General features: G+C 61.3%; 23 protein-coding genes and 1 tRNA gene. 6 read left to right on the forward strand and 18 right to left on the reverse strand.

The window, feature by feature from the left end:
* Position 1 precedes the first annotated feature (1 nt).
* From U3654_RS17420 to U3654_RS17450, 7 genes are all read right to left on the reverse strand, one after another.
* Complete coding sequence (locus U3654_RS17420) at positions 2 to 1,231, reverse strand: matrixin family metalloprotease (RefSeq protein WP_324752795.1); 1,230 nt, start codon at positions 1,229 to 1,231, stop codon at positions 2 to 4.
* 22 nt (positions 1,232 to 1,253) lie between these two features.
* Positions 1,254 to 2,918 (reverse strand): amidohydrolase family protein, encoded by a 1,665-nt coding sequence (locus tag U3654_RS17425; RefSeq protein WP_324752796.1) that lies wholly within the window; start codon positions 2,916 to 2,918, stop codon positions 1,254 to 1,256.
* A 327-nt stretch (positions 2,919 to 3,245) separates the two neighbouring features.
* Positions 3,246 to 4,076, reverse strand: a complete 831-nt coding sequence (locus U3654_RS17430) for a PhnE/PtxC family ABC transporter permease (RefSeq protein ID WP_324752797.1) — start codon at positions 4,074 to 4,076, stop codon at positions 3,246 to 3,248.
* A 1-nt stretch (position 4,077) separates the two neighbouring features.
* Complete coding sequence (gene phnE / locus U3654_RS17435) at positions 4,078 to 4,887, reverse strand: phosphonate ABC transporter, permease protein PhnE (RefSeq protein WP_324752798.1); 810 nt, start codon at positions 4,885 to 4,887, stop codon at positions 4,078 to 4,080.
* Between the two features lie 2 nt (positions 4,888 to 4,889).
* Positions 4,890 to 5,642, reverse strand: coding sequence for a phosphonate ABC transporter ATP-binding protein (gene phnC, locus U3654_RS17440; RefSeq protein ID WP_324752799.1), 753 nt, complete (start codon positions 5,640 to 5,642; stop codon positions 4,890 to 4,892).
* 70 nt (positions 5,643 to 5,712) lie between these two features.
* Positions 5,713 to 6,615 carry a phosphate/phosphite/phosphonate ABC transporter substrate-binding protein gene (locus tag U3654_RS17445; RefSeq protein ID WP_324752800.1) on the reverse strand — a complete coding sequence of 301 codons (903 nt, stop codon included), beginning with the start codon at positions 6,613 to 6,615 and terminating at the stop codon, positions 5,713 to 5,715.
* A gap of 48 nt (positions 6,616 to 6,663) precedes the next feature.
* Positions 6,664 to 7,782, reverse strand: coding sequence for a phosphonoacetaldehyde reductase (locus U3654_RS17450; RefSeq protein ID WP_324752801.1), 1,119 nt, complete (start codon positions 7,780 to 7,782; stop codon positions 6,664 to 6,666).
* A 109-nt stretch (positions 7,783 to 7,891) separates the two neighbouring features.
* Between U3654_RS17450 and U3654_RS17455 the strand changes: the two genes are divergently transcribed.
* Positions 7,892 to 8,758: a LysR substrate-binding domain-containing protein gene (locus U3654_RS17455; protein ID WP_324752802.1), complete on the forward strand. Its 867-nt coding sequence runs from the start codon at positions 7,892 to 7,894 to the stop codon at positions 8,756 to 8,758.
* Here the strand turns inward: U3654_RS17455 and U3654_RS17460 are convergent, their stop codons facing one another.
* From U3654_RS17460 to U3654_RS17500, 9 genes are all read right to left on the reverse strand, one after another.
* Positions 8,759 to 9,406, reverse strand: a complete 648-nt coding sequence (locus U3654_RS17460; protein ID WP_324752803.1) for a CDP-alcohol phosphatidyltransferase family protein — start codon at positions 9,404 to 9,406, stop codon at positions 8,759 to 8,761.
* Positions 9,399 to 9,806: a hypothetical protein gene (locus U3654_RS17465; RefSeq protein ID WP_324752804.1), complete on the reverse strand. Its 408-nt coding sequence runs from the start codon at positions 9,804 to 9,806 to the stop codon at positions 9,399 to 9,401. Before U3654_RS17465 ends, U3654_RS17460 begins: the two co-directional genes overlap by 8 nt.
* Positions 9,791 to 10,726, reverse strand: coding sequence for a phosphatidate cytidylyltransferase (locus U3654_RS17470; RefSeq protein WP_324752805.1), 936 nt, complete (start codon positions 10,724 to 10,726; stop codon positions 9,791 to 9,793). Before U3654_RS17470 ends, U3654_RS17465 begins: the two co-directional genes overlap by 16 nt.
* A 1-nt stretch (position 10,727) precedes the next feature.
* On the reverse strand, positions 10,728 to 11,354 hold the full coding sequence (locus U3654_RS17475) for a lysophospholipid acyltransferase family protein (protein WP_324755319.1): 627 nt from the start codon (positions 11,352 to 11,354) through the stop codon (positions 10,728 to 10,730).
* Positions 11,355 to 11,423: 69 nt separating this feature from the next.
* Positions 11,424 to 13,046, reverse strand: coding sequence for an ABC transporter ATP-binding protein (locus U3654_RS17480; RefSeq protein WP_324752806.1), 1,623 nt, complete (start codon positions 13,044 to 13,046; stop codon positions 11,424 to 11,426).
* A complete protein-coding gene (locus tag U3654_RS17485) occupies positions 13,043 to 13,882 on the reverse strand; it encodes an ABC transporter permease (protein WP_324752807.1) in 840 nt (279 codons plus the stop codon). Before U3654_RS17485 ends, U3654_RS17480 begins: the two co-directional genes overlap by 4 nt.
* On the reverse strand, positions 13,879 to 14,850 hold the full coding sequence (locus U3654_RS17490) for an ABC transporter permease (protein ID WP_324752808.1): 972 nt from the start codon (positions 14,848 to 14,850) through the stop codon (positions 13,879 to 13,881). The genes U3654_RS17485 and U3654_RS17490 overlap by 4 nt, the downstream gene beginning before the upstream one ends.
* A 72-nt stretch (positions 14,851 to 14,922) precedes the next feature.
* Positions 14,923 to 16,488: an ABC transporter substrate-binding protein gene (locus tag U3654_RS17495; protein WP_324752809.1), complete on the reverse strand. Its 1,566-nt coding sequence runs from the start codon at positions 16,486 to 16,488 to the stop codon at positions 14,923 to 14,925.
* Between the two features lie 80 nt (positions 16,489 to 16,568).
* Positions 16,569 to 17,252, reverse strand: coding sequence for a GntR family transcriptional regulator (locus tag U3654_RS17500; RefSeq protein WP_324752810.1), 684 nt, complete (start codon positions 17,250 to 17,252; stop codon positions 16,569 to 16,571).
* 159 nt (positions 17,253 to 17,411) lie between these two features.
* Between U3654_RS17500 and U3654_RS17505 the strand changes: the two genes are divergently transcribed.
* From U3654_RS17505 to U3654_RS17525, 5 genes are read left to right on the forward strand one after another with little or no spacing between them, the layout of a single operon-like run.
* The gene (locus U3654_RS17505) at positions 17,412 to 18,440 is read left to right on the forward strand and encodes a histone deacetylase family protein (protein WP_324752811.1); all 1,029 of its coding nucleotides are present in this window, start codon (positions 17,412 to 17,414) and stop codon (positions 18,438 to 18,440) included.
* Positions 18,437 to 19,999 carry an acetolactate synthase large subunit gene (locus tag U3654_RS17510; protein WP_324752812.1) on the forward strand — a complete coding sequence of 521 codons (1,563 nt, stop codon included), beginning with the start codon at positions 18,437 to 18,439 and terminating at the stop codon, positions 19,997 to 19,999. Before U3654_RS17505 ends, U3654_RS17510 begins: the two co-directional genes overlap by 4 nt.
* A gap of 21 nt (positions 20,000 to 20,020) precedes the next feature.
* Positions 20,021 to 21,310 carry an ArgE/DapE family deacylase gene (locus U3654_RS17515; protein WP_324752813.1) on the forward strand — a complete coding sequence of 430 codons (1,290 nt, stop codon included), beginning with the start codon at positions 20,021 to 20,023 and terminating at the stop codon, positions 21,308 to 21,310.
* Positions 21,310 to 22,404, forward strand: a complete 1,095-nt coding sequence (locus U3654_RS17520; protein ID WP_324752814.1) for a phosphotransferase — start codon at positions 21,310 to 21,312, stop codon at positions 22,402 to 22,404. Before U3654_RS17515 ends, U3654_RS17520 begins: the two co-directional genes overlap by 1 nt.
* A gap of 7 nt (positions 22,405 to 22,411) precedes the next feature.
* Positions 22,412 to 23,728, forward strand: a complete 1,317-nt coding sequence (locus U3654_RS17525; RefSeq protein ID WP_324752815.1) for an aspartate aminotransferase family protein — start codon at positions 22,412 to 22,414, stop codon at positions 23,726 to 23,728.
* Between the two features lie 45 nt (positions 23,729 to 23,773).
* Here the strand turns inward: U3654_RS17525 and U3654_RS17530 are convergent.
* Both U3654_RS17530 and U3654_RS17535 read right to left on the reverse strand, forming a co-directional pair.
* A tRNA-Ala gene (locus tag U3654_RS17530) sits at positions 23,774 to 23,849 on the reverse strand.
* A 192-nt stretch (positions 23,850 to 24,041) separates the two neighbouring features.
* A complete protein-coding gene (locus tag U3654_RS17535; protein ID WP_324752816.1) occupies positions 24,042 to 24,377 on the reverse strand; it encodes a TIGR02300 family protein in 336 nt (111 codons plus the stop codon).
* Between the last annotated feature and the right edge of the window lie 61 nt (positions 24,378 to 24,438).

A 24,438-nucleotide genomic window follows, 5' to 3' on the forward strand; every position in this document is an offset into this window, starting at 1 on the left:
ATCACGGCGCGGTCCTTTCAATGGTCACATTGGCAGTGCTCGCCCCATAGCCATGCACTATTACGTTGGCGAGAGACTTGTCAGCGGGCACATCGATGACGCATTCCTCAACCGCACCTGCCGTGTAGGGTCGACAGTCGTAACCAGCGATTGTGACCGGACCATCAAAGCGCACATAGAGATCCGGATCCCCCTCACCTGTCATCTCGGCGCGGAAAGATGTCCCCGGCACCACCGGAAAGCTGCCAATCGACACGATGTCACCGGCAGACAACTCAAACGGGCCGAACTCTTCGCGCGTCGCCACATCGACACCTGAGGCAGGTTCGCAGATCGCCGTATCGATGCTGAACCCCGCAGCCGCGCCATAGATACAGGCGATGCCGTTCTTGTCAGATTCGGTTAGTCGCAGGGTCCAATCCCCCAGACCGTTGCACTGCGGGTAGTGCATTACCGAAAACGCATCATAGTCAGTGACCCCACGCCAGTCCTGATCCTCAAAGCAAGTGCCTGCCTCTGGCCGCGTGTGTTCGTGCCGCCCGCCAAGGACATGACCCAGTTCATGGCGCAGGATGCCGCGCAGGGTCAGTGCCTGATTGGGATCAAGGTCAAACGACGACGCATCGATCACCACACTGCGCTCGGGCCGCGGATCATTGGGAAAGAATGCCGCGGCAAGAAACGTGCCGTTTGCGTTCACTGGGCGCACATCAAACAACACGCGGTCATTCGACGTGTCGCACGTCTGATCCTCGGACTGGATATAATGGAATTGCAGATCGGCGACCGCCTCCCATGCTGCGGTCGCCGCCTCCATCTCGGCGACGACGCTGCCGTGGCGGCTGCCGAATGCTGTGCTGACACAGTAGGTCAGCGCATGGCGTTGTCTGACCGTCCAGATCTGGTCCAGCCCGCCAACCGTGATGATGGCAAATTCCGGCACCTCGCCCGCTGGAATCGGCGGCGCGTTAGCCACGTTACGCAGCCAAAATTCGTGCAGCAGCTTTTCATTGCGGATCGGGGTGTCACCATTGACGTAATATTTTCCGGTTTCTTCGACAAATGGCGTGCTGTCGCGGAATTCTTCGAAACTCATGCTGCTTACGTTTTCGCGTGCCGCCTCGGCAAGTTGCCCCAAGGCTTCGTTGGCGTCATTGGGGTCGAGTTCCTGTGCATAGCAAGGTGACATCATTGCGCTCGCAGTGAATACGGCAACCAAGACATGTCTCATAGTCGATCCTCCAGTTATGTCGTCAGGACGAAAACAGCTCCTCGAAAATGGGGTGGCCCGCGAAAAACGTGGCGAGCCTCGCGTGCTGGACAGCTGTCCCGGTCAGGCCGAGGTATCTGGCGGCGTTTCCGCCCATCACGGCTTGCAAGCGATCCCCCGAAAACCCCAATTCCCCCAGTGATTCCAGAACTCTGGCCGAATAGGCCTGATGTCCGGGAACGCGGCCAGTCATCGACCAGTCCGACCCATACATCATGCGTTCCGCAACCAGTGGCACACGCGCGATCATCTCGCGCATCCGCGTCATCACTCGCGCGCGATCCGCGCTGTTCGGCTCGGTCGCAACCGGCCAGTAGCCGAGATCGAAATAGAGTCCCGGGAAATCCTCGATCATCCCGGCAATGGTTTCCTCCCAGTCCTGCTCGGCTGGTTTCCCGGCGTCGGGCGCCGTCTCCATAAAGCGACCGAAATGGGCTAGGTTCACCCGCAGCTCTTTGAATTCAGGGCGCGACAGGACGTTGCGCCATTCCTCGGGTGCGGCAAACCGTCCGGTATCAGCGCCAGCACCCATCGAATTCGTGGCGTGGGCCTTAATCGGAACCCCGTTCTGGACACACCACGCATAAAGGCGCTCCAGCTCACGGTCGAGGGCGGGGCCGCCACCTTTCGGTGCGCGTCTGGCCCATTTTGACACGTCGGCGTCATTTCCGATGGGCTTGAACCCCATGGGTGGGTAAATCTTGACCCCGGCAAAGCCTAGATTCCGAATGGCTTGCTTCACGTTGCGCAGGGAATCCCAGTCTGGATGGGCCTCTCTTTCAAGGGCCGCGCGCAGGGGGCAGAACGGGGCAAAGGGCAGCACCAGCGCATTCTGGTACCCTTTGACAATGGCCGATACGACCTCGATCTGATCCGCCACTGATTCCACATCGTTTTCTGTGGTTTTGAACCAATAGGTGAAATCGACGATGGACGGCGAAAACACCCGAACCCCCGTTTTGCCGCCATACAATCTTTGCATTTCTGCAAGGATATCGCGGCGCCCACGCGTCAACAGCCCAGCCCAGCGGATCGACTGCAGGAATGGCGAGACGTGGCGGTACTCCTGTTGCGTGCCACGGGTTAACGCGCCGGGTGCCCCCTTGGCATAGATTTCGTCCGCCAAGGTCCGGGCCTGCTGGCGGGGTGTCAGCAACCCCGTGCGCAGCGATACCTGATCCACTTCCTGCGCGATCCGGTCGAGAATTCGGCTTTCGTCCGAGGGGGTGACCCTCAATCCCGCTGGGTCCGGCACAGCCCCGGCGGCATATTCGGAAAGGGCGATGGCGACGTTTTCCTGATCCCGCCGCTCAATTATGTCCGGCGGCGCGATCGGCGCGCCACCCCTCACAATGGCAAGCTCGTGTTTTGCCGTGGGCGTACCAATCAGCAAAATGGTCTTTAGCAGCTTCAGAAACGCAGTGCTGATCATGTCGGGATCAGCATTGGCATGAGGATCACGCAGGAATGTCTGTTGCAGAAATCCGATTGCGGGAACGTCACGGCCATTGAAGAAATGGGTGTGGATGTCGATAGCACCGTCCGTCAGATCGGGCCGAAGCCCCGGCTCGGCAGCATAGCAGCCGCCCAGATTACTGGAGAGCATCACCCCCCCCAAGCCACCCAACATGAAACGCCGGCTTGTCATATGACTTTCCAGTCCAAATCCGGGCGCCTAAAATCTAACGCACCCACTACGATAATAAGCCTTTGGGATCGCCTCAAAAGACTCGGCCAAATATCCCTGTGGGAGTACTTTAGCAGAAAAACTCGTATAAATTGAGTGTGGAATTCCCGATCCAATTTTCAATCGCGTCTTGGGAAAATTAAGTCATTGTTAATAATAATCTAATCTGACTTTCCGGGGCATTCTGGACCGACCAACAACGCCGGCTTCGCCGCAAGAATGCATCGCTGATAGCCGTCGCTCCAGCATAGCTGGCGAATCTGCGAACCGTGCGCAGATCCCGCGCTGTTATTGCGACCTATCGACGGCGCGGCGCAGCCAACCGGATAGAAACTCGGCGATCAAAACCATGGCGATGATCGACAGGATGATCGCGCCGACGCGCAGGTTTTCCAGCTGCTGCACGTTCCGTTTCAGATACCATCCCATACCGCCGCCGCCGAAAAATCCGACAACCGTCGCCGCGCGAAACGCGACGTCCCAAGTGTAGATCGCGATGCCGGTGAACGCGACGCGCACCTGCGGCACCACGGCAAAGACCAGCACCCGAAACGGATTGGCCCCGGCGGCGCGCATTGCCTCAACCGGGCCCATTTCGATGGCTTCGATCTCATCCGCGAAGAGCTTGCCAGCGAAACCAATGCAGAACATCGTCAACGCCGACACCCCTGCCAACATCCCAAAGCCGATGATCGACACGAAAAGGATGGTCCAGATCATCTCGTGGATGGCGCGGCAGGAAATGACGCCCAGCCGTCCCAGCGGGAAAAGGATGATCCGGTTCGGCGTCACGTTCCAGGCCGAAAACCACGCGAGCGGTATAGCCAGAAACACCCCCAGCACGCCGCCTAGGAATGACATCTGCAATGTCGCGAGGACCGAGGCCAAATACCCCCGGTCGGCGATATAGGCCAGATCGGGCGGATAGAACCGGTCGATCACCACCCCGATGAGGCGGCCCAGGGCGCTGATCATCAGCACTGGATCGACCTTTAGAAAATACATCGAATACGCGAGAAACACGATCACCAACAGCAGCGCGCCAAAGCGCCAGATGCTGCCGGGATAGCTGTAGCGCGACCATGTGTGGCGCGGTGCTGTGGTGTCCTGCTCGGCCATGTCAGATCACCGCCTTGCGCAGATAATGCGAGATCACCTCGCCCACGACGATCAGCAGCAGGATCGCCAAGAGCACCATGGTGACACCGCCATAGTTGAACCGGCTCATCTGGCGAAAGAAAAGCAACCCCAAGCCGCCAGCGCCGACCAGCCCCATGACAGCTGAACGGCGAATATTAATGTCCCACTCAAAGATGATGGTGGCCAGAACCACCGGATAAATCTGTGGCAGGATGCCGTAGTACATCACCTGAAATTCAGTGCCGCCAGTGGCGCGGATCGCCTCGACTGGCCCGGCCTCGATATTCTCGATCGCCTCCGCTGTGATTTTTGAGATGAACCCGACCGAGCGCATGGCGATGGCCAGAATTCCCGGCAGCGCCCCGAGGCCCACGGCGCTGACAAAGATCAGCGCCCAGACGATCTCATGCACCGACCGGCTGAGCACCATGAGAAAACGGCCAATGGGATAGAGGATCATCTTGCTGGGGGTCACGTTCGCAGCACCCAGCCACGCGACCGGCAGGGAAAAAACGCAGCCAAGGACCGTGCCGACCGACGCCATCATCAGCGTCTCGATGGTCGGCCGGACCAACTCGGGCAGCAGGCCCCAATCGATGGTGAAATACCGCGACAGCGAGGCAAATACACCGTTGCGTCCGCCGATGCGCGACCAGTCCGTATCGGCGATGATCGTGCCATGCGCGCACCACGCGGCAAATAGCACAAAAAGACCCCAAGCCAGCGCAAGTTTCAGCTGACGCTTGCGACGCAGCCCGATCTGATAGGCATGAGCGGAAGCGGCGGACATGCTCACAAAACCTCCATCGCATATATCTGCTGGAGATCGGCGTCGCGCAAATCACGCGTCTCGCCGTCGAATTTCTTGACCCCGTCCTGAAGGCCTATGATCCGGTTGCAGAACTCCTTGGCCAGCGTCACGTCATGGATATTGCACAGCGCAGGCACGCCCAGCTCCTTGGCGATGCTCATGATTAGCGCCATCACCTCGCGCGAGATCTTGGGATCCAGCGCCGATGTGGGCTCATCCAGCAATAGCAGCTTGGGCTGCTGCATCAGCGCGCGCGCGATGCCGACACGCTGGCGCTGGCCGCCCGACAGCTCGTCCGCGCGCTTGTTTATGTGGTCCGACAGACCGACCCGGTCGAGGTAATCCAGCGCCTGCGTGATGTCCTTTTTCGGGAAATGACGAAACAGGCTACGGATGTTGCCGATATAGCCCAGACGACCCGACAGCACGTTATCCATCACCGACATGCGGTTGATCAGATTGAACTCCTGAAAGATCATGCCGACATTGCGCCGCAGCCCACGCAACTGGCGGGCATTGAGGGCGCGCACATCTTGGCCCAGCAGGATGATCTGGCCATCCGTAGGCTCGACCAGACGATTGACGCAGCGGATCAGCGTGGACTTGCCCGCGCCGCTGGGGCCGATGATGGCAAGGAAATCGTCACTCGCCACCTCGAAATCAATCCCCTTGAGGATCTCGGGGCCCTTGGCGCTGTAACGCACCTTTAGGTTCTTGACGGACAGGACGGACATCGTCTTCCTTTCCCTGCACATGCCTTCTCCGCTGAAAGGGACGAAGGCATGTGTCGGTTTACGGATTCGCTTACTTGGCGTCCTTGGCCGCTTTTAGTTCGCGGATGATGTCATAATCGGAATCCTGCATCGCCACGAACTTACTGGCGTTGACGTTTTCCAGATACTTCTGCCCTTCATCGTTCTCGTTGAGAGTCAGGAACGCGTTGGTGATCTGCTCGACGATCTCATCACAGAGCTGGCCGTTCACGACGAACGGATCCTGCGGGATCACTGGTGACGACCACAGCACAGTGTAGTCCTCCATCTTGGCGATATCCCGGTCGATCACGTTGTCCAGCCTGTGCGTCGCGACAAAGGCCGCATCGACCTGCCCCTCGATCACCGCGACCGCCGACAAATCATGCCCGCCAGTATAAACTACGCGGCTAAAATAATCCTCAAGGTCCATGCCGATCACCTTGGTAAAGCCGACCCGCGGCAACAGGTTGCCCGACGTGCTGGCGGGATCAGTCAGGCCGATAACGGTGCCTTTCAGGTCATCGATGCTGGCATAGCCCGAGTCGGCGCGCGCCACGAGTACGGCCTTGTATCCCGGCCCTTCCTCTTGGAAATGGCCCTTGTGTTTGGCGTAGGTGGCCACGACCTTGAGGTTCGGATCCTTCTCGCGGGCGATGACGTAGGAATAGGGGCCGTGCATCCCGATATCGACGAACCCGCCCAGCATCGCCTCGACGACCGACGCGTAGGACGTGGGCAGATAGAATTCGATGGGCTTGCCGGTCGCTTCCTTCAGCTGGTTGACCAGCGGCTGATATAGCGACAACTCCTGCGTGGTTTCCTCGGTCGGGATCATCGAAAAGCGCAGAACGTCGGGGTTCTTGCACTCCTGCGCGTGGGCGGCACCCAGCACGCCGAATGCGGCGATCAATGCGCCGCCGATTACAGAATTGGATGTGGTCCGGATAGTCATGGTCTTCCTCCCTTAGATTATGGTTTTTTGTTTATTTGATCTTATCGTTCACGCGGATGACATTTGCATGACACCCAATCGGCCCGCCGCCTCGACGAACCGCTCCTTGGTGCCGACGAAATTGCGACCCCGCTCACCGGCGAATGCCTGATCGACGATTCCGCTGCGCGCATCCGGCGCGATGCCGTAGTCGGCCCACCGGGTGGCAACGCCGACTGCGTCTAGAAACGCCGACAGATCCTGCGCGCCTGTCTCCAGATCAGCGCCAAAAATCTCGCACAGCGCTTCCTCGCGAAAACCACCGATGCCTGTGACAGACGCCAGAACGGTAGGCAGCGTGAACGAGCAGGCGATACCGTGCTGCACGCCCCAACCCAGCGTGATGGGATAGGACAGGTTATGCGCAATCGCGGTCTTGGTATTGCTGAACGCAAGGCCCGCGTTCAGCGACGCCTCGGCCACCTTGCTGCGCAGTTCGGCATTGCCCAGATCGCCCAGCAGTGGTGGCAGATCGCGCAAGAGCACCTTGGCAGCCGCTACCGCGTGACGCGCCGACACCGGGTTTGCGTTGACGTTCCAGATACTCTCCAGCGCGTGCGACAGCGCGTCGAGGCCCGTGGCCAGCGTCAGGGCGCGCGGCTTGCCCATCATTAGGCCCGGATCGACCAGCGCCACCTCAGGATAAAGGTTGCCTTGCGCGAGCGATAATTTGCGCCCGCCCTCAGCATCCCAGACTGTGGCCCAGCAGGTCACTTCGCTGCCCGTGCCAGCGGTCGTCGGGATGGCGATAATTGGAATGGCACCCAGCGGCTCGCCTGCATCGCCGGTCTCAAGATGGCGGCGCACCTTGGCAAAATCACCGGCGGCAGCGGCAAAGACTTTGGCGGAATCGATCACCGATCCGCCACCCAGCGCCACGATCACCTCAGGCACTTTGGCAAAGCGGGCGCATTGATCCGCCAGCAGTAGGTAATCCGGATTGGGCGCAACGTCGTCTACGATTAGTTGCGCCCGCCCCGCCTCATCCGCCAACTGCCCGACCCACGCATCGAACGGCGCGCCCGGATAGGTCACCAACGCATAGCTGCGCCCCGCCAGAGCGGACGCGGCTGTTGCAAACGCTCCGCTGCCAAAGACGATTCTGACTGGGTTTTGATATTCCCACATTCGCGGCAGGTCCTGCATTGGTATTTCCAGAGGTGGAACCGCACCAGCATGGCCGCACATCATCCATATATCCAATTGATTATATATATTCCGACTATAGAGTGACTCTATGCTTTCAACTGCCCTGCGATCCTTTCATGCCGTTGCGCAACATGGCGGATTTTCCGCTGCCGCGCGGGCGCTGAACATCAGCCAGCCGACCCTGTCCACTCAGGTCAAGGCGTTGGAGACGCGCTATCGCACGCCGCTTTTTATCCGGCAGGGCCGCGATATCCGCCTGACACCCGAGGGGCGCGAGCTGTTCCAGACCACGCTGCGCCTGAACCAATGCGAAAGCGAGGCCGAAGAACTGCTGAACGCGTTCAAGGGGCTTGAATCCGGCTCGCTGATCATTGCGGCGGTCGGGCCGTTCCATGCCATCGACGTAGTGGTCGCGTTCAAGGCACGCTACCCCGCTATCGACGTCGCAGTGACGTTTGGCAATTCCCGCCAAAGCTTTGACAGGCTGCTGTCCTTTGAGGCCGATGTCGGGTTGATCGCCGAATTGCCTGCCGACGACCGCGTCGTCACCCTGCCCTACAGCACGCATGAGGTCGTGGTGTTCGTGAATTCAATGCACCCGTTCTTTGACCGGGATAGCGTCGCGATAACTGAGTTGGAGGGTCAGTCCGTCATTCAACGCGAAATCGGATCAACCACCCGCACCGCTATACAAATGGCCCTGCACAAGCATGGCGTGACCATCGACGCGGTCCTCGACATTGGCAGCCGCGAAGGCGTGTGGAAGGCGGTCGAGCAAGGGCTGGGCATTGGGTTTGTCGCGGATTTCGAATTCGTCGCGCACCCCAACCTGCGCGCCATCCCGATAACGGATGCGTCGGTCGTCACGCAGTATTATCTGGCCTTCCTGCGCGAAAGGCGCGCGTCGCGCATGATTGAGGCGTTTTGCGCCGTCGCCCCCGCGCGCAGCGCCTGATCAGCCTCGCGCCAGCAGTGCCTCGCGAATACGCCATGCGCGGCGCAACGCCGTCACCCCTGCGCCCAGCGCAATCAGCCACAGCGCCACGGTCAGCGACGTTCCCATCGGTACAATCGCCGTCTCGAACAGCGCGAGGATCGCAGCCAGTGTTACGACGGCCATGCGGTGCTGCTTGGCCATCGGGCCACAAAAGTTGGGCGCAAGGCCGATCCCCGCGCCCAGTTCGCGCGTGTAGGTGGTCAGCACCGCCATTACCGCAGCCGCCAGCCCCAGCGCAGGCAAGCCGACACCAAGGCCGATACCGGCGAAAATGAGAATGTCCGAAATCCGATCCGGAAACTCGTTCCAGAGCGGCCCGTCTGGCGCGGCGCGCCCCGCCTCGACCGCGACCATCCCGTCAAAGAGGTTGCACAGCAGCCGCAGCTGACAGCAGAGCGCCCCGACGATTAGCAACAATGCGGTCCATACCCCGCCAGACGTCGCCGCCAGTGCCCAAAACGCCAACCCGGCGACCGCCGCCGCACCCATGCTGGCCTGCGATATGCCGTTGGGCGTCGCCCCGCGCGCGGCCAGCGCGCGCGTGATGCGCGCGGCCCATTTCGTGTCGCGACTGTTGAGGGGGCGGCGGTTCTTGAGGTCAGGCATCGCGTATCCTTTCGGCTCTGCGCTGGCGCAGGATATTGTATGCAAAGATATAGCTGAACGAGACGATCAGCGGCACGGCAATGGTCATCCAAATCTCGGGCGTGCCGGACAAACCATGCCCAAGGATCAGCAGCATAGCCGAGCATATACCCGCGATCAGCGGTGGTGCGACATAAGCCAGAAAGCCACGCATCCGCGGGCGCATCCAGTCGACCGACCGCTTCAGCCCCAGCGTCAGCGCGCCTGATATCGCGCCCTGCACCAGCCCCGCCAGCAAGGCGGCGCGCACCCCATGTGCAGCGTTGGCGTAAATCGCCCAGCCGCCCATCGCCGCGAACCCGCAGGCGACATGCACCGGCGTGCTGGTGGCCAGCCGCGCAAAGCTCAATGAACGTCCCAATAAAAGCGCACGATGTGGAAGAAGATCGGCGCGGAAAAGATCACCGAATCCAGCCGATCGATAAATCCGCCATGCCCAGCGATCAGGTGGCCCCAATCCTTGACGCCCCGGTCACGTTTAATGGCCGACATGACCAGCCCGCCGAAAAATCCCATGAGCGTGATGACCAGCGAGATGCCAAAGGCCTGCACGACGCTGAACGGTGTGATCCAAAACAGCGCCGCACCCAGCAGGCTGGCGCTAAGCACACCACCCACCAGACCCTCCAGCGTTTTGGAGGGCGAAAGGTTCGGCGCGATCTTGCGCCGCCCCAGCATCTTGCCCCAGACATATTGCATCACGTCGCTGAACTGCACGACGACGATCAGGAAAAAGATCAGGAATAACCCACGCCCCTCGTAACCGGGAATCTGTAGGCTAAGCAGCGCCGGCACGTGTGAGACGCAAAAGACGGCGATCATCAACGCCCATTGCGCCTCGGACACGCGGATGAGGAAGTTATCCGTCTGCCCGCGCATCGCCGACAGGATCGGCATGAAGAGGAACGCATATACCGGGATAAAGATGGAATAGAACCCATACCAGCCCATCCCCACCGATATGTATTGCACCGGCAGCACGACGAAAACGGCGGCGACCAGCGCCCAGTGATCGGCCGCCTTGGTATTGGTCAGCGTCAGGAATTCGCGCAGCGCCGCAAAGGAACAGAGCGCAAAGAGGATCACCACCCCGGTCCGTCCGGCAACAAAGGCCAGCGCGATGACGGCGGCCATGACCCACCACGCATTGATCCGCGCGGTGAGGTTCTGGATGGTCAGATCATCCGGCCCGGCACGCCGTTTCAAAATCTGGCCAGCGACGGTTGCCGCCAGCAGCACGGCCAGAACGCATCCCAGCAGGATCGCGAAATGTGTGTCCATGTCAGTCCCTTTCATCCGGTCCCAGTTCGCGCAGCGCAGTTTGCGCGCGCGCCAGAAAATCACCCTTGTCCTCGCCACTCTCCAGCCGGATCGGCGCGCCGAAAGTCACGGTGCAAATCAGCGGGATCGGCACCAGTGCGCCCTTTGGCATGACACGGTTGAGGTTCGCGATCCAGACCGGAACCATGTCGATTGCGGGGTTCGCAGCCGCCAGATGATAGAGGCCGGATTTGAACGCCAGCAGCGCGGCATCGCCGGTGTTGCGCGTCCCTTCGGGAAACAGGATCAGGCTGTCGCCGCCAGCCAGCGCACTGCTCATGGTCTCAACCGGATCGCCCTGACGCGTCTCGGGGTTGCGGTCGATCAGCACGGCATTGAAAACCTCGCGTCCGATGAACGCCTTTAACTTGGACGTCAGCCAGTAATCCGACCCGGCAACAGGCCGCGTTCGGCGGCGCAACGCGCGGGGCAGCACGGTCCAGACCAGAACGAAATCACCGTGGCTGGCATGATTGGCGTAATAGATGCGCTGCACTGGCACCGGATCGACCCCGGCCCAGATGCCGCGCACAGCGGTAATGGCGCGGGCAAAACCAACGATCAAGGTCGCGCATAAAGGGGCGAAGATGGAAATGGCACAGCTCCCAGCTAAATGTGCCGCGTCAGCTTAGTTCAGCCGACCACCAAGGCAAAGCACCTACTCTGCCTCAGCTAGCGCGCGCTCATATTCCTGCCCCGGAATTGCGGCCAGCAGGCTGCGGGTATATTCGGTATCCGGATCGTGCAGCACCTTGCCCGCAGGGCCTGCCTCGACGATTTTGCCCTTTTGCATCACGATGATGCGGTCACAAATGCGCGCGGCCACACGCAGGTCATGCGTGATGAACAGCATGGACAGGTCCAGCCGCGTCTTGAGATCGGCCAAAAGGTCCAGAACCTGGGCCTGAATGGACACATCTAGCGCCGACACTGCTTCGTCCGCGATGATGATCTTGGGGTCCAGCGCCAGCGCGCGGGCAATGCCGATCCGTTGGCGTTGCCCACCTGAAAATTCATGCGGAAACCGGTTCATCGCCGACGCATCCAGCCCGACCAATTCCAAGAGCTCACGCGCTCTGGTCAACGCGTCCGCCTTGGACGTGCCATAGGCCATCAGCCCTTCGGTCAGGATGCGCGAAACCCGCGCGCGCGGATTGAGCGACGAGTAGGGATCTTGAAAGATCATCTGCAACTTGCGCCGCTTATTGCGCAGCTCGGACCCGGACATATGTGCAATATCTGCGCCATCGACCATCACGCGGCCCCCGTTAGGATCGAGCAGGCGCACAATGCAGCGGCCAACCGTCGATTTCCCCGAGCCACTCTCGCCCACGATGCCGATCGTCTCGCCCGCATAAAGCTGAAAACTGACGTCCTGCACCGCCTTGACCACACGCCGCTTGCCAAAGAGCGTGCCGGACCCGGTGGAAAAAGTCTTGTTCAGGCCTTCGACGGTCAGGATCGGCTCGCGCGTCTGCTCAGCGGCCTCCTTACGGCGGGTGAGGCGCGGGATCGCGTCGATCAGCGCGCGGGTATAGGGATGCTTTGGTTTCAGCAGCACCTCATCTGCCGTTCCGGATTCCACGATCTCACCGGTCTGCATGACGATAACGCGGTCCGCGATATCCGCCACGACGCCAAAGTCGTGCGTGATGAATATGACGGCCATACCGCGCGATTGGCGCAGGTTTTCGATCAGTTCCAGGATCTGGGCCTGCGTGGTCACGTCTAGCGCCGTCGTCGGCTCGTCCGCGATCAGGATGTCGGGCTCCAATGCGAGGGCCATCGCGATCATCACGCGCTGGCGCTGTCCGCCGGACAGTTGGAAAGGGTAGGCGCGGATCGCGGCTGAGGGGTCGGGGATGCCGACCTCGTCCAGCAGTTGCAGCGCACGCGCGCGCCGCTCAGGTCCCTTGAGCGCGCCATGCGCCTCAAACACTTCGGCGATTTGCGCACCGACACGCATCAGGGGGTTAAGCGCGCTCAGAGGCTCCTGAAAGATCATCGAAATGCGGCTGCCGCGCAGCTTTAACATCTCCTTCTCGGACAGGCCGAGGATCTCGCGACCATCGAAGGTGATCGAGCCTTTCACCGGCTCCACCCCTTGCGGCAGAAGGCCCATGACCGCATTGGCCGACATGGATTTGCCCGACCCGGATTCGCCCACGATGCACAGGATCTCGCCGGCGGCGAGGTCGAAGTTTATATCCTTGGCCGCATAGAGCCGGTCGGCCCCAACGGGCAGGGCGACGGCAAGGTCGCGGATACTGAGCAGGGTCATTCAGATTTCCTTGTCAGGCGCGGATTGAGCGCGTCGTTCAGGCCTTCGCCGATCAGGTTCAGCGCCAGCACGGTCAGCAGGATCGCCATGCCGGGCAAGAAAGACAGCCACCATGCGGTGCGGATCACGGTGCGCGCAGCACCGATCATGTAACCCCATGACATGATATTGGGATCACCAAGACCAAGGAACGACAGCGAGCTTTCCAACAGGATCGCCTGCGCCACCATCAGCGAGGCCAGCACGATAATCGGCGGTAACGCGTTGGGCAGGATGTGTCGCATGATGATCTGTGTATTGCCAAGGCCTGACAGCGTTGCCGCCTCGACGAACTCGCGGGTGCGCAAGCTTAGCACCTCGCCGCGCACAAGGCGCGCGACCGGCGGCCAACTGACCACCGCGATGGCGATGATGACGAAGGTCAGGCTGGGCTGAAAGATCGCGAGCAAGACGATGGCCAGCGCAAAGCTGGGGATCGTCTGAAAGAACTCGGTAAAGCGCATCAGCGCGTCATCCGTCCGCCCGGCGAAATACCCGGCCATCGCGCCCACAGGCACCCCGATAGCCAGCGCCACGATGGTCGAGACCAACCCGACAAGCAGGCTGACATAGGCACCATGCGCAAGGCCCGACATCACGTCGCGCCCCAGCGCATCGGTGCCCAGCAGCAAACCGTCCTGGGTGAACGGCGGCAGGAATGGGCGCTGCACCATCTTCCACGGGCTTTGCGGGAAAATGATGGGTGCAAGGATGGCGGCGAGGATCACGAGGGCCAGAATGAACAGCCCGATGACCGCGCCGCGGTTATAGCGGTAGCGTTTCCAGAAATCCTTCATGCTGTCAGCCTTATCCGCGGATCAACGATGACATAGACGACATCGGTGATGAGGTTGAACAGCAGCACCATCGCGGCCGAGATATAAAAGACGCCGAGGATCACGTTATAGTCCCGCTGGTTGATCGCCTCGAACATCAGCCGCCCGATGCCGGGCCACGCGAACACCGTCTCGGTAAGGATGGCCCCGCCGAATATCTGGCCCGCTTGCAGGCCTGCCAGCGTGATCACCGGCAGCAATGCATTGCGCAGGATATGGCGGCGCTGGATCACGCTGCGCTTCAGCCCCTTAGCGCGGGCAGTCTTGACGAAATCGAGGCGGCTGACCTCCAGCATTGAGGCCCGCGTCATGCGCATGTAGATCGCCATAAAGAACAGCCCGAGGGTCGAGGCGGGCAGTATCAGATGCTTGGCCACGTCCAGCACATGCGCCATGCCGGTATAACCTGCTCCGATGGTCGAATAGCCAAAGCCGGGCAGCCAGCCCAGCCAAACCGAAAATACCAGTGCCGCCATCAGCGCGACCCAGAAGAGGGGCGTTGCATAGAACAGCAGCGCGAGGGTCGAGATGATCGTATCGCCCCAGCTGCCCTGACGGGCCGAGGCGGCGACACCCGCGATAACGCCCAGCACCAGCGACAGGATGAACGCCACGCCGGTCAAAAGCAGCGTCGCAGGCAGGCGGTCGCCGATCAATTCGGCCACTGGCATCTGCTGGCGAAAGGAATAGCCAAGGTCCAGCTGAACGGCACCTTTGATATAGATCCAGAGCTGGACATAAAGCGGCTGATCAAGGCCGAAGCGCGCGCGCAGATCGGCGAGGAATTTCTCGTCCGCCGCGCCTGCTTCGCCTGCCATGACGGCGGCGGGATCACCCGGCGCGGCATGAATCAGCAGGAAGTTAAAGACAAGGATGGCCAGCAGGATAAACACCGCCTTGACCAGTCTGCCCAGAATGAAACGTACCACTCGACCTGCCCTGTTCTTGCTGTTTGGTGGGTGCGGGCCACCGCAGCGGCCCGCACCATTGGACGATTGCCCTTACTTCTGGTCGATCCACACATCGCGGAAGCCGTCATTGACGCCAAACGCGGTGTTGACCGGATTCTTGATGTTGCAGCGATAGATGGTCGGAAAGCCCAGCTCCAGCAGCCAGAGGTTCGGCACGTCCGAAACGATCTGATCCTGGATCTTCTTGTAGGCTGCCTTGCGATCCTCGGGGTTCGCCATCAGAGCCGCTTCGTCGAACATCTTGTCCGTTTCGGCGTTCTGATAGTTTGCCACGTTATTCCAGGGCGAGCCGGGAGCAGCGTTGTCACCCATGTATGTCCGCGACACGCCAAGGGCGGGATCGCCATATTGGTAGAGGTAGGTAAACGCGAGATCAAAGTCGCGATCACTGACCTTCTGGTTCCAGCCGGCCACGTCCGAGGGCACGATGTCGACGGTCATGCCGATCTCGGTCAGGTTCTGTTTGACCGCTTCGGCCCAGCGCTGCCACGTTTCGCCGTAAGGCAGACCCAGCAGGCGGATCGTTTCGCCGCCATAGCTGGACTCGGCCAGCAGTGCCTTGGCCTTTTCCGGGTCATAAGAGATGTCCGGCGTGTCACCGTCCCAGAATCGGGTCGAGGACGACAGCGGGCCGGTCGCGACCTTGCCCAGACCATTCCACAGCGCATCCTTGGCAAAGTCGCGGTCGATGGCATGCATCATGGCCTGACGCACCTTGACGTCGTCCAACGGCTTGTTGTCATTGTTGATCCAGATCCACGACAGCGGGCCGAAATATTCCCAACCTTTGTCGGTGATGCAGGTGTTCTCCATTTCGCGCACACGCGGCACATCGAAATTCTCGATCGAACCGCCGGGCAGCACGTCGACCTTGCCGGTCTCATACGCAACGGCGCGCGAGGCGGCGTCAGGGATCACATGGTAATAGATGTCGTCGACATAGGGCTTGCCCTCCATGTAATAGTCGTCGTTCTTGACCAGATGGATAAAGCTGCCCCTTGACCATTCATCAAACTTGAAGGGGCCGGTGCCGATGGGCGTATTGTTCGCCGGGTTGTTGGCGAAATCCGTGCCTTCATAAATGTGCTTGGGGATCATCGGCGCCGTGCCTGGCTCAAAAATGCCAATAAAGGGGCCGAAGGGCTGTTTCAGGTTGAAAACAACCGTCAGATCGTCGGGCGTGTCGATGCTTTCGACATGCTCCATATAGGTGCGCATCCGCGAATGGGATTCACGCAGGAAGACGTCCATCGAGAACTTGACATCTTCGGACGTGAAATCCTCGCCGTCATGGAATTTGACGCCTTCGCGCAGCTTGAATGTATAGGTTTTGCCGTCTTCGGAAATCTCCCACGACGTGGCCAACTGACCGTTCGGGGTGAGATCGTGGTCGTAGCGCAGCAGGCTTTCATAGATGTCGCCCGCGACCATCTGGGTCGGGCCATTCTGGATCAGACCGATCATCAGTCCCGGCGGCTCGGGCTGGATGACCACGTTCAGCGTGCCGCCTGATTGCGGCTCGCCGTCCTGCGCGGCCAGGGGGCCTGCGAGGGCCAGCGCCAGGGCGGCGGCGGCAAATTTAATAGGTCGAAGCATTTTCTATTTTCCCCGTTGGTTGTTGTCTTAACGTTTCTATTTTGAACCAGATTACCTGAATGAGTGTCAATTTCCACCATTCATGCGGCGGACCCGGCCCTTGGCCCGCCATTCTCACCGAAAGAGGCAATATATTCGGCTATTCCGTCTTTTGCCTCGTCGATATCGACGCGAATCTGCGCGCGGGCGGTTTCGGGCTCGCGCGCCTCGCACGCGGCGACGACCGCGTGATGCCGCTGCACCATGTCCTGCTTAGCGCGGCTGTAATAGCCCGCGATCAGCGGCCCCATGCGCAGCCATAGCCGTGTAAGGGTCTCAAGCAGGATGGGCATTTGCGCGACCTCGGCCAGCGCAAAATGAAACTTCTGGTTCAGCTCGGCGGCGCGGGTCCAGCGCGCGGCCGCTATCGCCTCTTCGTTGCGGGCGATGATGCGGCGCAGACGGGCGATGTCCTGCTCGCTGGCAATGCGCGCGGCCTCTGCGGCGGCCATTCCCTCAAGCTCGGCGCGCAGGGCTGCGATTTCCAGATATTGCTCGACTGTCGGCACCGGCACGCGCACGTCGCGCAATGTGCGTTGTTCCAGCGCGTTGTCCTGCAAGAGGCGCTGCACGGCGTCGCGCACGGGGGTCGAACTGGTCCCCAGCGCCTCGGCAAGACCACGAATCGTCACCTTCTGGTCAGGGCGCAGCTTGCCGCTGACCAGATCCTGACTGATCCGATCGTATATGGCGCTGCCCAACGATTCCGTTCTTATTTCTTTCATCCGCATCCCTGATTTTGATGCATCATGCATCATCATCATTGATCCGGCAAATCAAATTTGCAATGGTCAGCGCGGCAATGTTGACGGCGCGGCGCGCGCGGCTCACAACTGGCGGGATATCTGCACACGCCATGTACGCACCATGCGAAAGGAACCGCGATGAAAGCCTTCTTTGACGAACGCCAGTTGCGTCACGCGCCGACGTTCTATTTCCGTCGCGGTGCTGCGATGCCCCATCAGGAACAGCCGCAGAGGGCGGAAATCCTGCGCGACATGCTGGCTGGCGAAGGCTTTGAGATCGCCAAACCGCGCGATCACGGCCTGGACCCGGTCAAAGCCGTGCATAATCCGGACTACGTCGATTTCCTGCCCGACGCCCACGCCCGCTTTGTCGAGAGCGCCGGGACCGAGGCACTGGCCATCCCTACCATGCATCCCGGCCTGCGCCGTGGCAAAGAGCCAAAGGATATCCATGGCCAGATGGGCTGGTGGATGACCGACACGTCGACCCCCCTGACCGAAGGGACGTGGGAGGCCGTCTATTGGTCCGCCCAGACCGCCATCGAGGCTGCCGAAGAGGTAATGGGTGGCGCGCGCGCGGCCTATGCCCTGTGCCGACCGCCGGGACATCACGCGATGCGCGACTGCTCAAACGGGTTCTGTTTTTTCAACAACGCCTGCGTCGTTGCAAACCACCTGACGTCCAAATTCAGACGCGTCGCGCTGATCGACGTGGACGTGCATACCGGCAACGGCTCGCTGGATATCCTCTATGAGCGCGGCGATATATTCTTTTGCTCGCTGCATCCTGACCCCGCGACCTACCCCACCTTCTATCTCGGCCACGAGGACGAAACTGGCGAGGGTGAGGGTGCGGGCAAGTCCCTCAACATCCTGCTGGAACACGGCGCCAGCGAGGCCGACGTCATGGTGGCGCTGGACAAGGGGATCGCGGCGATCAAGGATTTCGGCGCCGAGGCGCTGGTTGTCTCGCTGGGCTTTGACATGGCGGCGGACGATCCGCTGGCGGCTGTCGCGGTCTATCCCGAAGGCTTTGCCGAAATGGCGCGTCGTTTGGCGGCCCTGAACATTCCCACAGTGCTGGTGCAAGAGGGCGGATACCTTGGCCCGTCGCTGGCCGATAACGCTAAATCCTTTCTCACCACCTTCCGCGAGGCGACGAAATGAGTGATGCCCCCAAGACCATGAACGGCGCCGAAAGCGTCGTGCGCAGCCTGCATTCAGCGGGCGTCGATGTGTGTTTCGCCAATCCCGGCACGTCCGAGATGCAGTTCGTCGATGCACTGGACCGAACCAAGCTGATGCATTGCGTTTTGGGCCTGTTCGAGGGCGTCGTGACCGGTGCCGCCGATGGGTATACCCGCATGGCGCGCAAGCCTGCGGTGACGCTGCTGCACCTCGCCCCCGGTTTCGCCAATGCGGCGGCGAACCTGCACAACGCGCGCAAGGCGCGGGTGCCGATGGTCAACCTCGTTGGCGATCACGCGCTGCGCCACCAGAAGTACGACGCGCCCCTGTCGGCGGATGTCGAAGCGGCCTGCGCGCCCTTTTCCGACTGGGTCAAATCGGGCACCGATGCGGGCAGCTTTGCCGCCGACGCGATGGAGGCGCTGCGCGTCGCCACCGGCAAACCGGGCCGTATCGCCACGCTGATCGCGCCCGCCGATATTGGCTGGGACGAGGGTGGACAGATGGCCGCCGCGACCGCGCCCGATGGCCCCGCCCCGCTGGATTTGAGCGCACTGGACGATGCCGTCGCCGCGCTGGAATCTGGCGAGAAGACTGTGATTCTCGTCGGCAATTCCGTGCTCGAGGACGTCGCTGCCATCGCCCTGCTGGAAGGTATCGCACAGAAAACCGGCGCGCAGATCCTCGCGCCCACGTCCAGCCGTCGGATCGAGCGGGGACAGGGCCGCGCACCGATGGCCAAAGTTCCCTATCCCATCAACGAGGCAATTGCCTGCCTCGCCCCCTACGCCCGCGCCATCCTGATCGAAACGCTGCCGCCCGTCGCCTTTTTCGCCTATCCCGGCAAGCCCAGCCTGCTGCTGCCCGAAGATTGCGTACAGGTCACGCTGACCGACGTGGACGGCGACGGCCCCGCCGCCGTCGCCGCGCTGGCAGACTGCATCGGCGCGCAGCCCGGCAAGGGCCAAAGCCCAGAAATGCCCGCCCGCCCCCAATCCGGCGCAATCACGCTGCAAAATATCGCCGCTGCACTGTCCAACGCCCTACCCGAAGATGCCATCATCGTTGACGAGGCGGTATCCTGCGGCGGCGCGACCTTTCCGGCGGGCGACGCGGCACGGCCCAATTCGTGGCTGGCACTCACAGGCGGTTCCATCGGCATCGGCATCCCGCTATCGGCGGGCGCGGCCATTGCCTGCCCGGACCGCCCCGTCATCACGATCCAAGGTGACGGATCGGCGATGTATACCATTCAGGGTCTCTGGACGCAGGCCCGTGAGGAATCGAACGTGACCACGATCATCCTCGCCAACCAAAGCTACGAGATCCTCAAGGGCGAGCTGCACAATGTCGGCGCACAGCCGGGGCAGGACGCGCTGGACATGCTGAACCTCGACCGGCCCCATCTGGACTTCGTCGCCCTGGCCAAAGGCATGGGCGTGCCGGGCCGCCGGGTCGAGGATGTTGCGGACCTGATGCGCGCCATCGAGGATGCGGCACGCGAACCCGGCCCCTACCTGATCGAAGCGATGCTTTAACCTTTCGAGAGAGGACACGACATGGCACTGGATGCAGACCTGCGCAAACGTATCGTTCAAGCGGTCACCGACGGCTTTGACGACCAAGTGGCCTTCACACAGGAGCTGGTGCGCATGCCATCCCTGCGCGGCCATGAGCATCCCGTCCAAGACCTATTGCACCGCATGCTGCAATCGCGCGGCTATGCGATGGACCGCTTTGCCATGGACCGCGAGGCGATTGCGGCGCATCCGGGTGGCTCGAAAATCTCGGACGCTCACTCGAACGCGCCCATCGTGGTCGGCATCCACCGCCCGCGCAATGAGACGGGCCGCTCGCTGATCCTGCAATCGCATCTGGACGTGGTTCCCGAGGGGCTGCACGACATGTGGTCTGATCCGCCCTTTTCCGGCAAGATCGATGGCGACTGGATGTATGGGCGCGGTGCGGGCGACATGAAGGCAGGCGCTGCAGCCAATATTTATGCCCTTGATGCCCTGCGCCGGATTGGCCTTCAGCCTGCCGCGACGGTCTATATTCAATCGGTCGTCGAGGAGGAATCCACCGGCAACGGCGCGCTGCAAACCTTTTTGCAAGGCTATACAGCGGACGCCGTTTTCATCCCCGAACCTGAGGAAGAAATGCTGGTGCGCGCCAATGTCGGCGTGCTGTGGTTTCAGGTGCAGCTGCGCGGTGTTCCCGTCCACGTGCGCGAAATGGGCGAAGGCGCGAACGCCATCGACGCCGCGACCCGAGTGGCCGATGAGCTGCGCAAACTTGAGGCCGAATGGAACGCCGACAAGGGCAATCATCGCCATTTTGAGGATCTGGATCATCCCATCAACCTCAACATTGGCAAGATCGAGGGCGGCGATTGGGCCTCTTCGGTCCCATCGTGGTGCAATATCGACTGCCGCGTGTCGATCTATCCGGGCCGCAGCGCAGACGACGCCGCGCGCGAGATCACGGATCGCATCGCAGCCTTCGCCGCCTCCGACGGGTTCCTCGCCAACAATCCGCCCAAGGTGGTTTTCAACGGCTTCTACGCCGAGGGTTACGTGCTGGAAGAAGGGTCCGACGCCGAGGCGGTGCTGGGCCGCGCGCACGAGGCGGCCATCGGCGCGCCGTTGAAATCCTTTATGACGGGCAGCTATCTAGATACGCGGGTCTATGCGCTTTACAATCAAATCCCCGCGCTCTGCTATGGCCCGAAATCGCGCAACATTCATGGCATCGACGAATCCGTCAGCCTCAGTTCGGTCCAGAAAATCACGCAAACCATGGCGCTATTTATTGCTGAATGGTGCGGGACCGAGCCGGTGGACGACTGATGCACGACACCATGGCAGGTCTGCCCCCTTTCAGCACCTCAAACGAGGCCGCGCCAGATTTGGCCGACCTGCTGGCCCATGACGCGCCCGCCATTACGCCCGCTATGGGAGCCGATCTGGCACGTGATATCTACGGTGTCACCGGCGATATCCGTCCACTGAGCGCCGAGAAGGATGCGAATTTCCATATCCGCCTTGGCAATGGCGAAGAGGCCCTGCTGAAGGTCACGAACGCGGTCGAGGATCGCGGCGTGACGCACATGCAAACCGCCGCGCTGATGCACCTCGCCGCGACTGATCCGACGCTACCGGTGCAGCGCGTCTGCCAGACGCTCACTGGTACATCCTCGGCTATAGTCACTGGCCCGAACGGCGACGCGCATGTGGTGCGCCTGATGAGCTATCTTGACGGCACAATCCTCAGCAACGCGACGCCGGGGCCGCGGCTATACGCTGCTCTGGGCGGGTTGCTGGCGCGGCTGACACTGGGGCTGCGCGGATTTTTCCACCCGTCGGCCGGCCACGTCCTGCAATGGGATATCAAGCAGGCCCACCGTCTGCGCCCGATGCTGGACGCGATCGAGGATGACGATCTGCGCCGCCGGCTGACCGCCACGATCGACCGCTTTGACGCCGACATCGCGCCGCGCCTGCCGCATTTGCGAGCGCAGGTCGTGCATAACGATTTCAACCCGCACAACCTGCTGGTTGACGGCGCGCAGGCGACGCGAGCCACCGGCATCATCGACTTTGGCGACATGGTGCACACACCCGTCGCCTGCGATCTGGCTGTCGCCTGCTCCTACCAGATATCCGAGGGCGATACGCCGCTGGAGCGTATCGTGCAGTTGATCCAAGGCTACTCCGCCGCCCTCCCGCTGGAGGATCAAGAGCTGGAGCTGTTGCCCGACCTCATGCGTCTGCGCCACGCCACGACGTTGACCATCGGCGCATGGCGCGCCCGGCGCTATCCAGAAAATGCGGCCTATATCCTGCGCAACACCGCCGCATCTCTGCGCGGAATGGACGCGCTGGACCGGATCGGCACCGACGCTGCCATTGAAACGCTGCACCGCGCAACTCAGACGGAGTGACGACGCCATGACCATGGTCAACGCCTACGATGCCGCGAGCGACACAAGCCTCGACCCAGAGGACAAGGCGCTGATCGCGCGCCGGGCAAAGGCGCTGGGGCCCGCCTATCGCCTCTTTTACGAGGAGCCGCTGCATCTGGTGCGCGGACAAGGCGCGTGGGTCTGGGACAAGGCGGGCAACAAGTATCTGGACGCCTACAACAATGTCGCCTCGCTGGGCCATTGCCATCCTCACGTTGTGCGCGCGATCAGCGAGCAACTTGGCGTTTTGAACACTCACACCCGCTATCTGCATGACGGCGTGGTCGATTACGCCGAGCGGCTGCTGGCCACGATGCCGGACGCGCTGGGACATGTGATGTTCACCTGCACCGGATCAGAGGCAAACGATCTGGCGCTGCGCATCGCGCGTTCTTACACGCGCCGCCAAGGCGTTATCGTCACCCGCCTCGCCTATCACGGCCTTAGCGAATCGGTATCCGAGCTGTCGCCGTCGCTGGGTGAATTCGTCCCACGAGGCCCGCGCGTGCGGCTGATAGATGCTCCCAATTCGCTGACCGTCCCGCCCGAAGAACAAGGCGCGCGCCTCGCCGCCGATCTGGCCGCAGCGATTGCTGAAATGCGCCAAGACGGGATCGAGCCTGCGGCCTTTATCGTCGATACGGTGTTTTCCAGTGATGGCCTCTATCCCGATCCGGTAGGCTTTCTTAAACCGGCGGTGGATTTGATCCGCGCCGAGGGCGGCATTTTCATCGCCGATGAGGTGCAACCGGGGTTCGCGCGCACGGGCGATGCCTTCTGGGGCTTTCAACGGCACGAGCTGGTGCCTGACATGGTCACGATGGGCAAACCGATGGGCAATGGATTTCCGGTCTCTGGCACGGCGATGCAGCCGCATCTGGTGCAGGAGTTCGGTGAGAAGGCACGCTATTTCAACACGTTTGGCGGCAACCCGGTCGCTGCTGCGGCAGGCATGGCCGTGCTGGATGTGATCGAGGACGAGGGGCTGCAGGAAAATTCCCGCCGTGTCGGCGCAGCGATGAAAGCAGGGCTGCAAGACATCGCCGCCAAGCGTGACGACATCGGTGAGGTGCGCGGCGCAGGCCTATTTCTGGCCGTCGAATGTGTGAGCGATCGCAGCACAAACGCGCCCGATGGTGCGCTGGCACGCTTTGTCGTCAATCACCTGCGTCGAAACGGCGTATTAATCAGCGCGACCGGGCCCGGCGCCAACATCCTCAAGATCCGCCCGCCCCTGATTCTAAATGATAGCGAAGCGGCCCAATTCGTCGATGCTGTCCGCGCTGCATTTGCTGCCGTGTGAAACGGCGGGCAAAGCGAACACAGTCGGCGCAATCAAAGAGAAGTTTGGTGGAGCCTAGGGGGATCGAACCCCTGACCTCCTGCATGCCATGCAGGCGCTCTCCCAGCTGAGCTAAGGCCCCGATGCGGCCCAAGGGGCCGCTGGGTGCTGACTATAGCGTTTCGAGTTAAGTTCGAAACGCGCGACACCCAATCGTCGTGGGCATTTCGACATACTGTCTTAAGTCAACGATACGTCGAAACGCTTTAGGCAAAGCACCGGGCGGGATCAAGCGAAAAAATCCGGCCCGGCCGTTCTGTATCAGCTACTTGCGTCAGCTGTCGTCGTCGTCTGCTGCGACGTCGGCGATCTCGTCCAACGACACATCATCATCGTCGTCGTCATCCTCGAGCACATCATCGCCCAGATTGACGTCGGCATCATCTTCGTCGTCATCGTCGTCCAGCACCGCACTGTCTTCGGTGTTGGCCTCTTTCATCTTCTTGGTCTCGGCATCTTCAGCGTCGGCCTTGATCGACCGGCTCTTGCCGGTGTTCAGCTCGACGACCTCACCCGTGTACGGGCTGATGATCGGATCCTTGTTCAGGTCGTAAAAGCGCTGTTCGGTCGTCGGGCACAGCCGCTTGACGCCCCATTCTGCCTTAGGCATGTACGTCCCTTTCAAATATGGTGTCTTGCATGCGATCTGCGCCACCTGCCATAACAGGGCA

The sequence above is a fragment of the Roseovarius sp. Pro17 genome (assembly GCF_035599575.1).
Lineage (GTDB): Bacteria > Pseudomonadota > Alphaproteobacteria > Rhodobacterales > Rhodobacteraceae > Roseovarius.

Excerpts from the sequence above, each read along its gene's own strand:
- U3654_RS17420 (WP_324752795.1), bottom strand. The coding sequence starts at position 1,231 with ATGAGACATGTCTTGGTTGCCGTATTCACTGCGAGCGCAATGATGTCA.
- U3654_RS17425 (WP_324752796.1), bottom strand. The coding sequence starts at position 2,918 with ATGACAAGCCGGCGTTTCATGTTGGGTGGCTTGGGGGGGGTGATGCTC.
- U3654_RS17430 (WP_324752797.1), bottom strand. The coding sequence starts at position 4,076 with ATGGCCGAGCAGGACACCACAGCACCGCGCCACACATGGTCGCGCTAC.
- phnE (WP_324752798.1), bottom strand. The coding sequence starts at position 4,887 with ATGTCCGCCGCTTCCGCTCATGCCTATCAGATCGGGCTGCGTCGCAAG.
- phnC (WP_324752799.1), bottom strand. The coding sequence starts at position 5,642 with ATGTCCGTCCTGTCCGTCAAGAACCTAAAGGTGCGTTACAGCGCCAAG.
- U3654_RS17445 (WP_324752800.1), bottom strand. The coding sequence starts at position 6,615 with ATGACTATCCGGACCACATCCAATTCTGTAATCGGCGGCGCATTGATC.
- U3654_RS17450 (WP_324752801.1), bottom strand. The coding sequence starts at position 7,782 with ATGTGGGAATATCAAAACCCAGTCAGAATCGTCTTTGGCAGCGGAGCG.
- U3654_RS17455 (WP_324752802.1), top strand. The coding sequence starts at position 7,892 with ATGCTTTCAACTGCCCTGCGATCCTTTCATGCCGTTGCGCAACATGGC.
- U3654_RS17460 (WP_324752803.1), bottom strand. The coding sequence starts at position 9,406 with ATGCCTGACCTCAAGAACCGCCGCCCCCTCAACAGTCGCGACACGAAA.
- U3654_RS17470 (WP_324752805.1), bottom strand. The coding sequence starts at position 10,726 with ATGGACACACATTTCGCGATCCTGCTGGGATGCGTTCTGGCCGTGCTG.
- U3654_RS17480 (WP_324752806.1), bottom strand. The coding sequence starts at position 13,046 with ATGACCCTGCTCAGTATCCGCGACCTTGCCGTCGCCCTGCCCGTTGGG.
- U3654_RS17485 (WP_324752807.1), bottom strand. The coding sequence starts at position 13,882 with ATGAAGGATTTCTGGAAACGCTACCGCTATAACCGCGGCGCGGTCATC.
- U3654_RS17495 (WP_324752809.1), bottom strand. The coding sequence starts at position 16,488 with ATGCTTCGACCTATTAAATTTGCCGCCGCCGCCCTGGCGCTGGCCCTC.
- U3654_RS17500 (WP_324752810.1), bottom strand. The coding sequence starts at position 17,252 with ATGAAAGAAATAAGAACGGAATCGTTGGGCAGCGCCATATACGATCGG.
- U3654_RS17505 (WP_324752811.1), top strand. The coding sequence starts at position 17,412 with ATGAAAGCCTTCTTTGACGAACGCCAGTTGCGTCACGCGCCGACGTTC.
- U3654_RS17510 (WP_324752812.1), top strand. The coding sequence starts at position 18,437 with ATGAGTGATGCCCCCAAGACCATGAACGGCGCCGAAAGCGTCGTGCGC.
- U3654_RS17515 (WP_324752813.1), top strand. The coding sequence starts at position 20,021 with ATGGCACTGGATGCAGACCTGCGCAAACGTATCGTTCAAGCGGTCACC.
- U3654_RS17520 (WP_324752814.1), top strand. The coding sequence starts at position 21,310 with ATGCACGACACCATGGCAGGTCTGCCCCCTTTCAGCACCTCAAACGAG.
- U3654_RS17525 (WP_324752815.1), top strand. The coding sequence starts at position 22,412 with ATGACCATGGTCAACGCCTACGATGCCGCGAGCGACACAAGCCTCGAC.
- U3654_RS17535 (WP_324752816.1), bottom strand. The coding sequence starts at position 24,377 with ATGCCTAAGGCAGAATGGGGCGTCAAGCGGCTGTGCCCGACGACCGAA.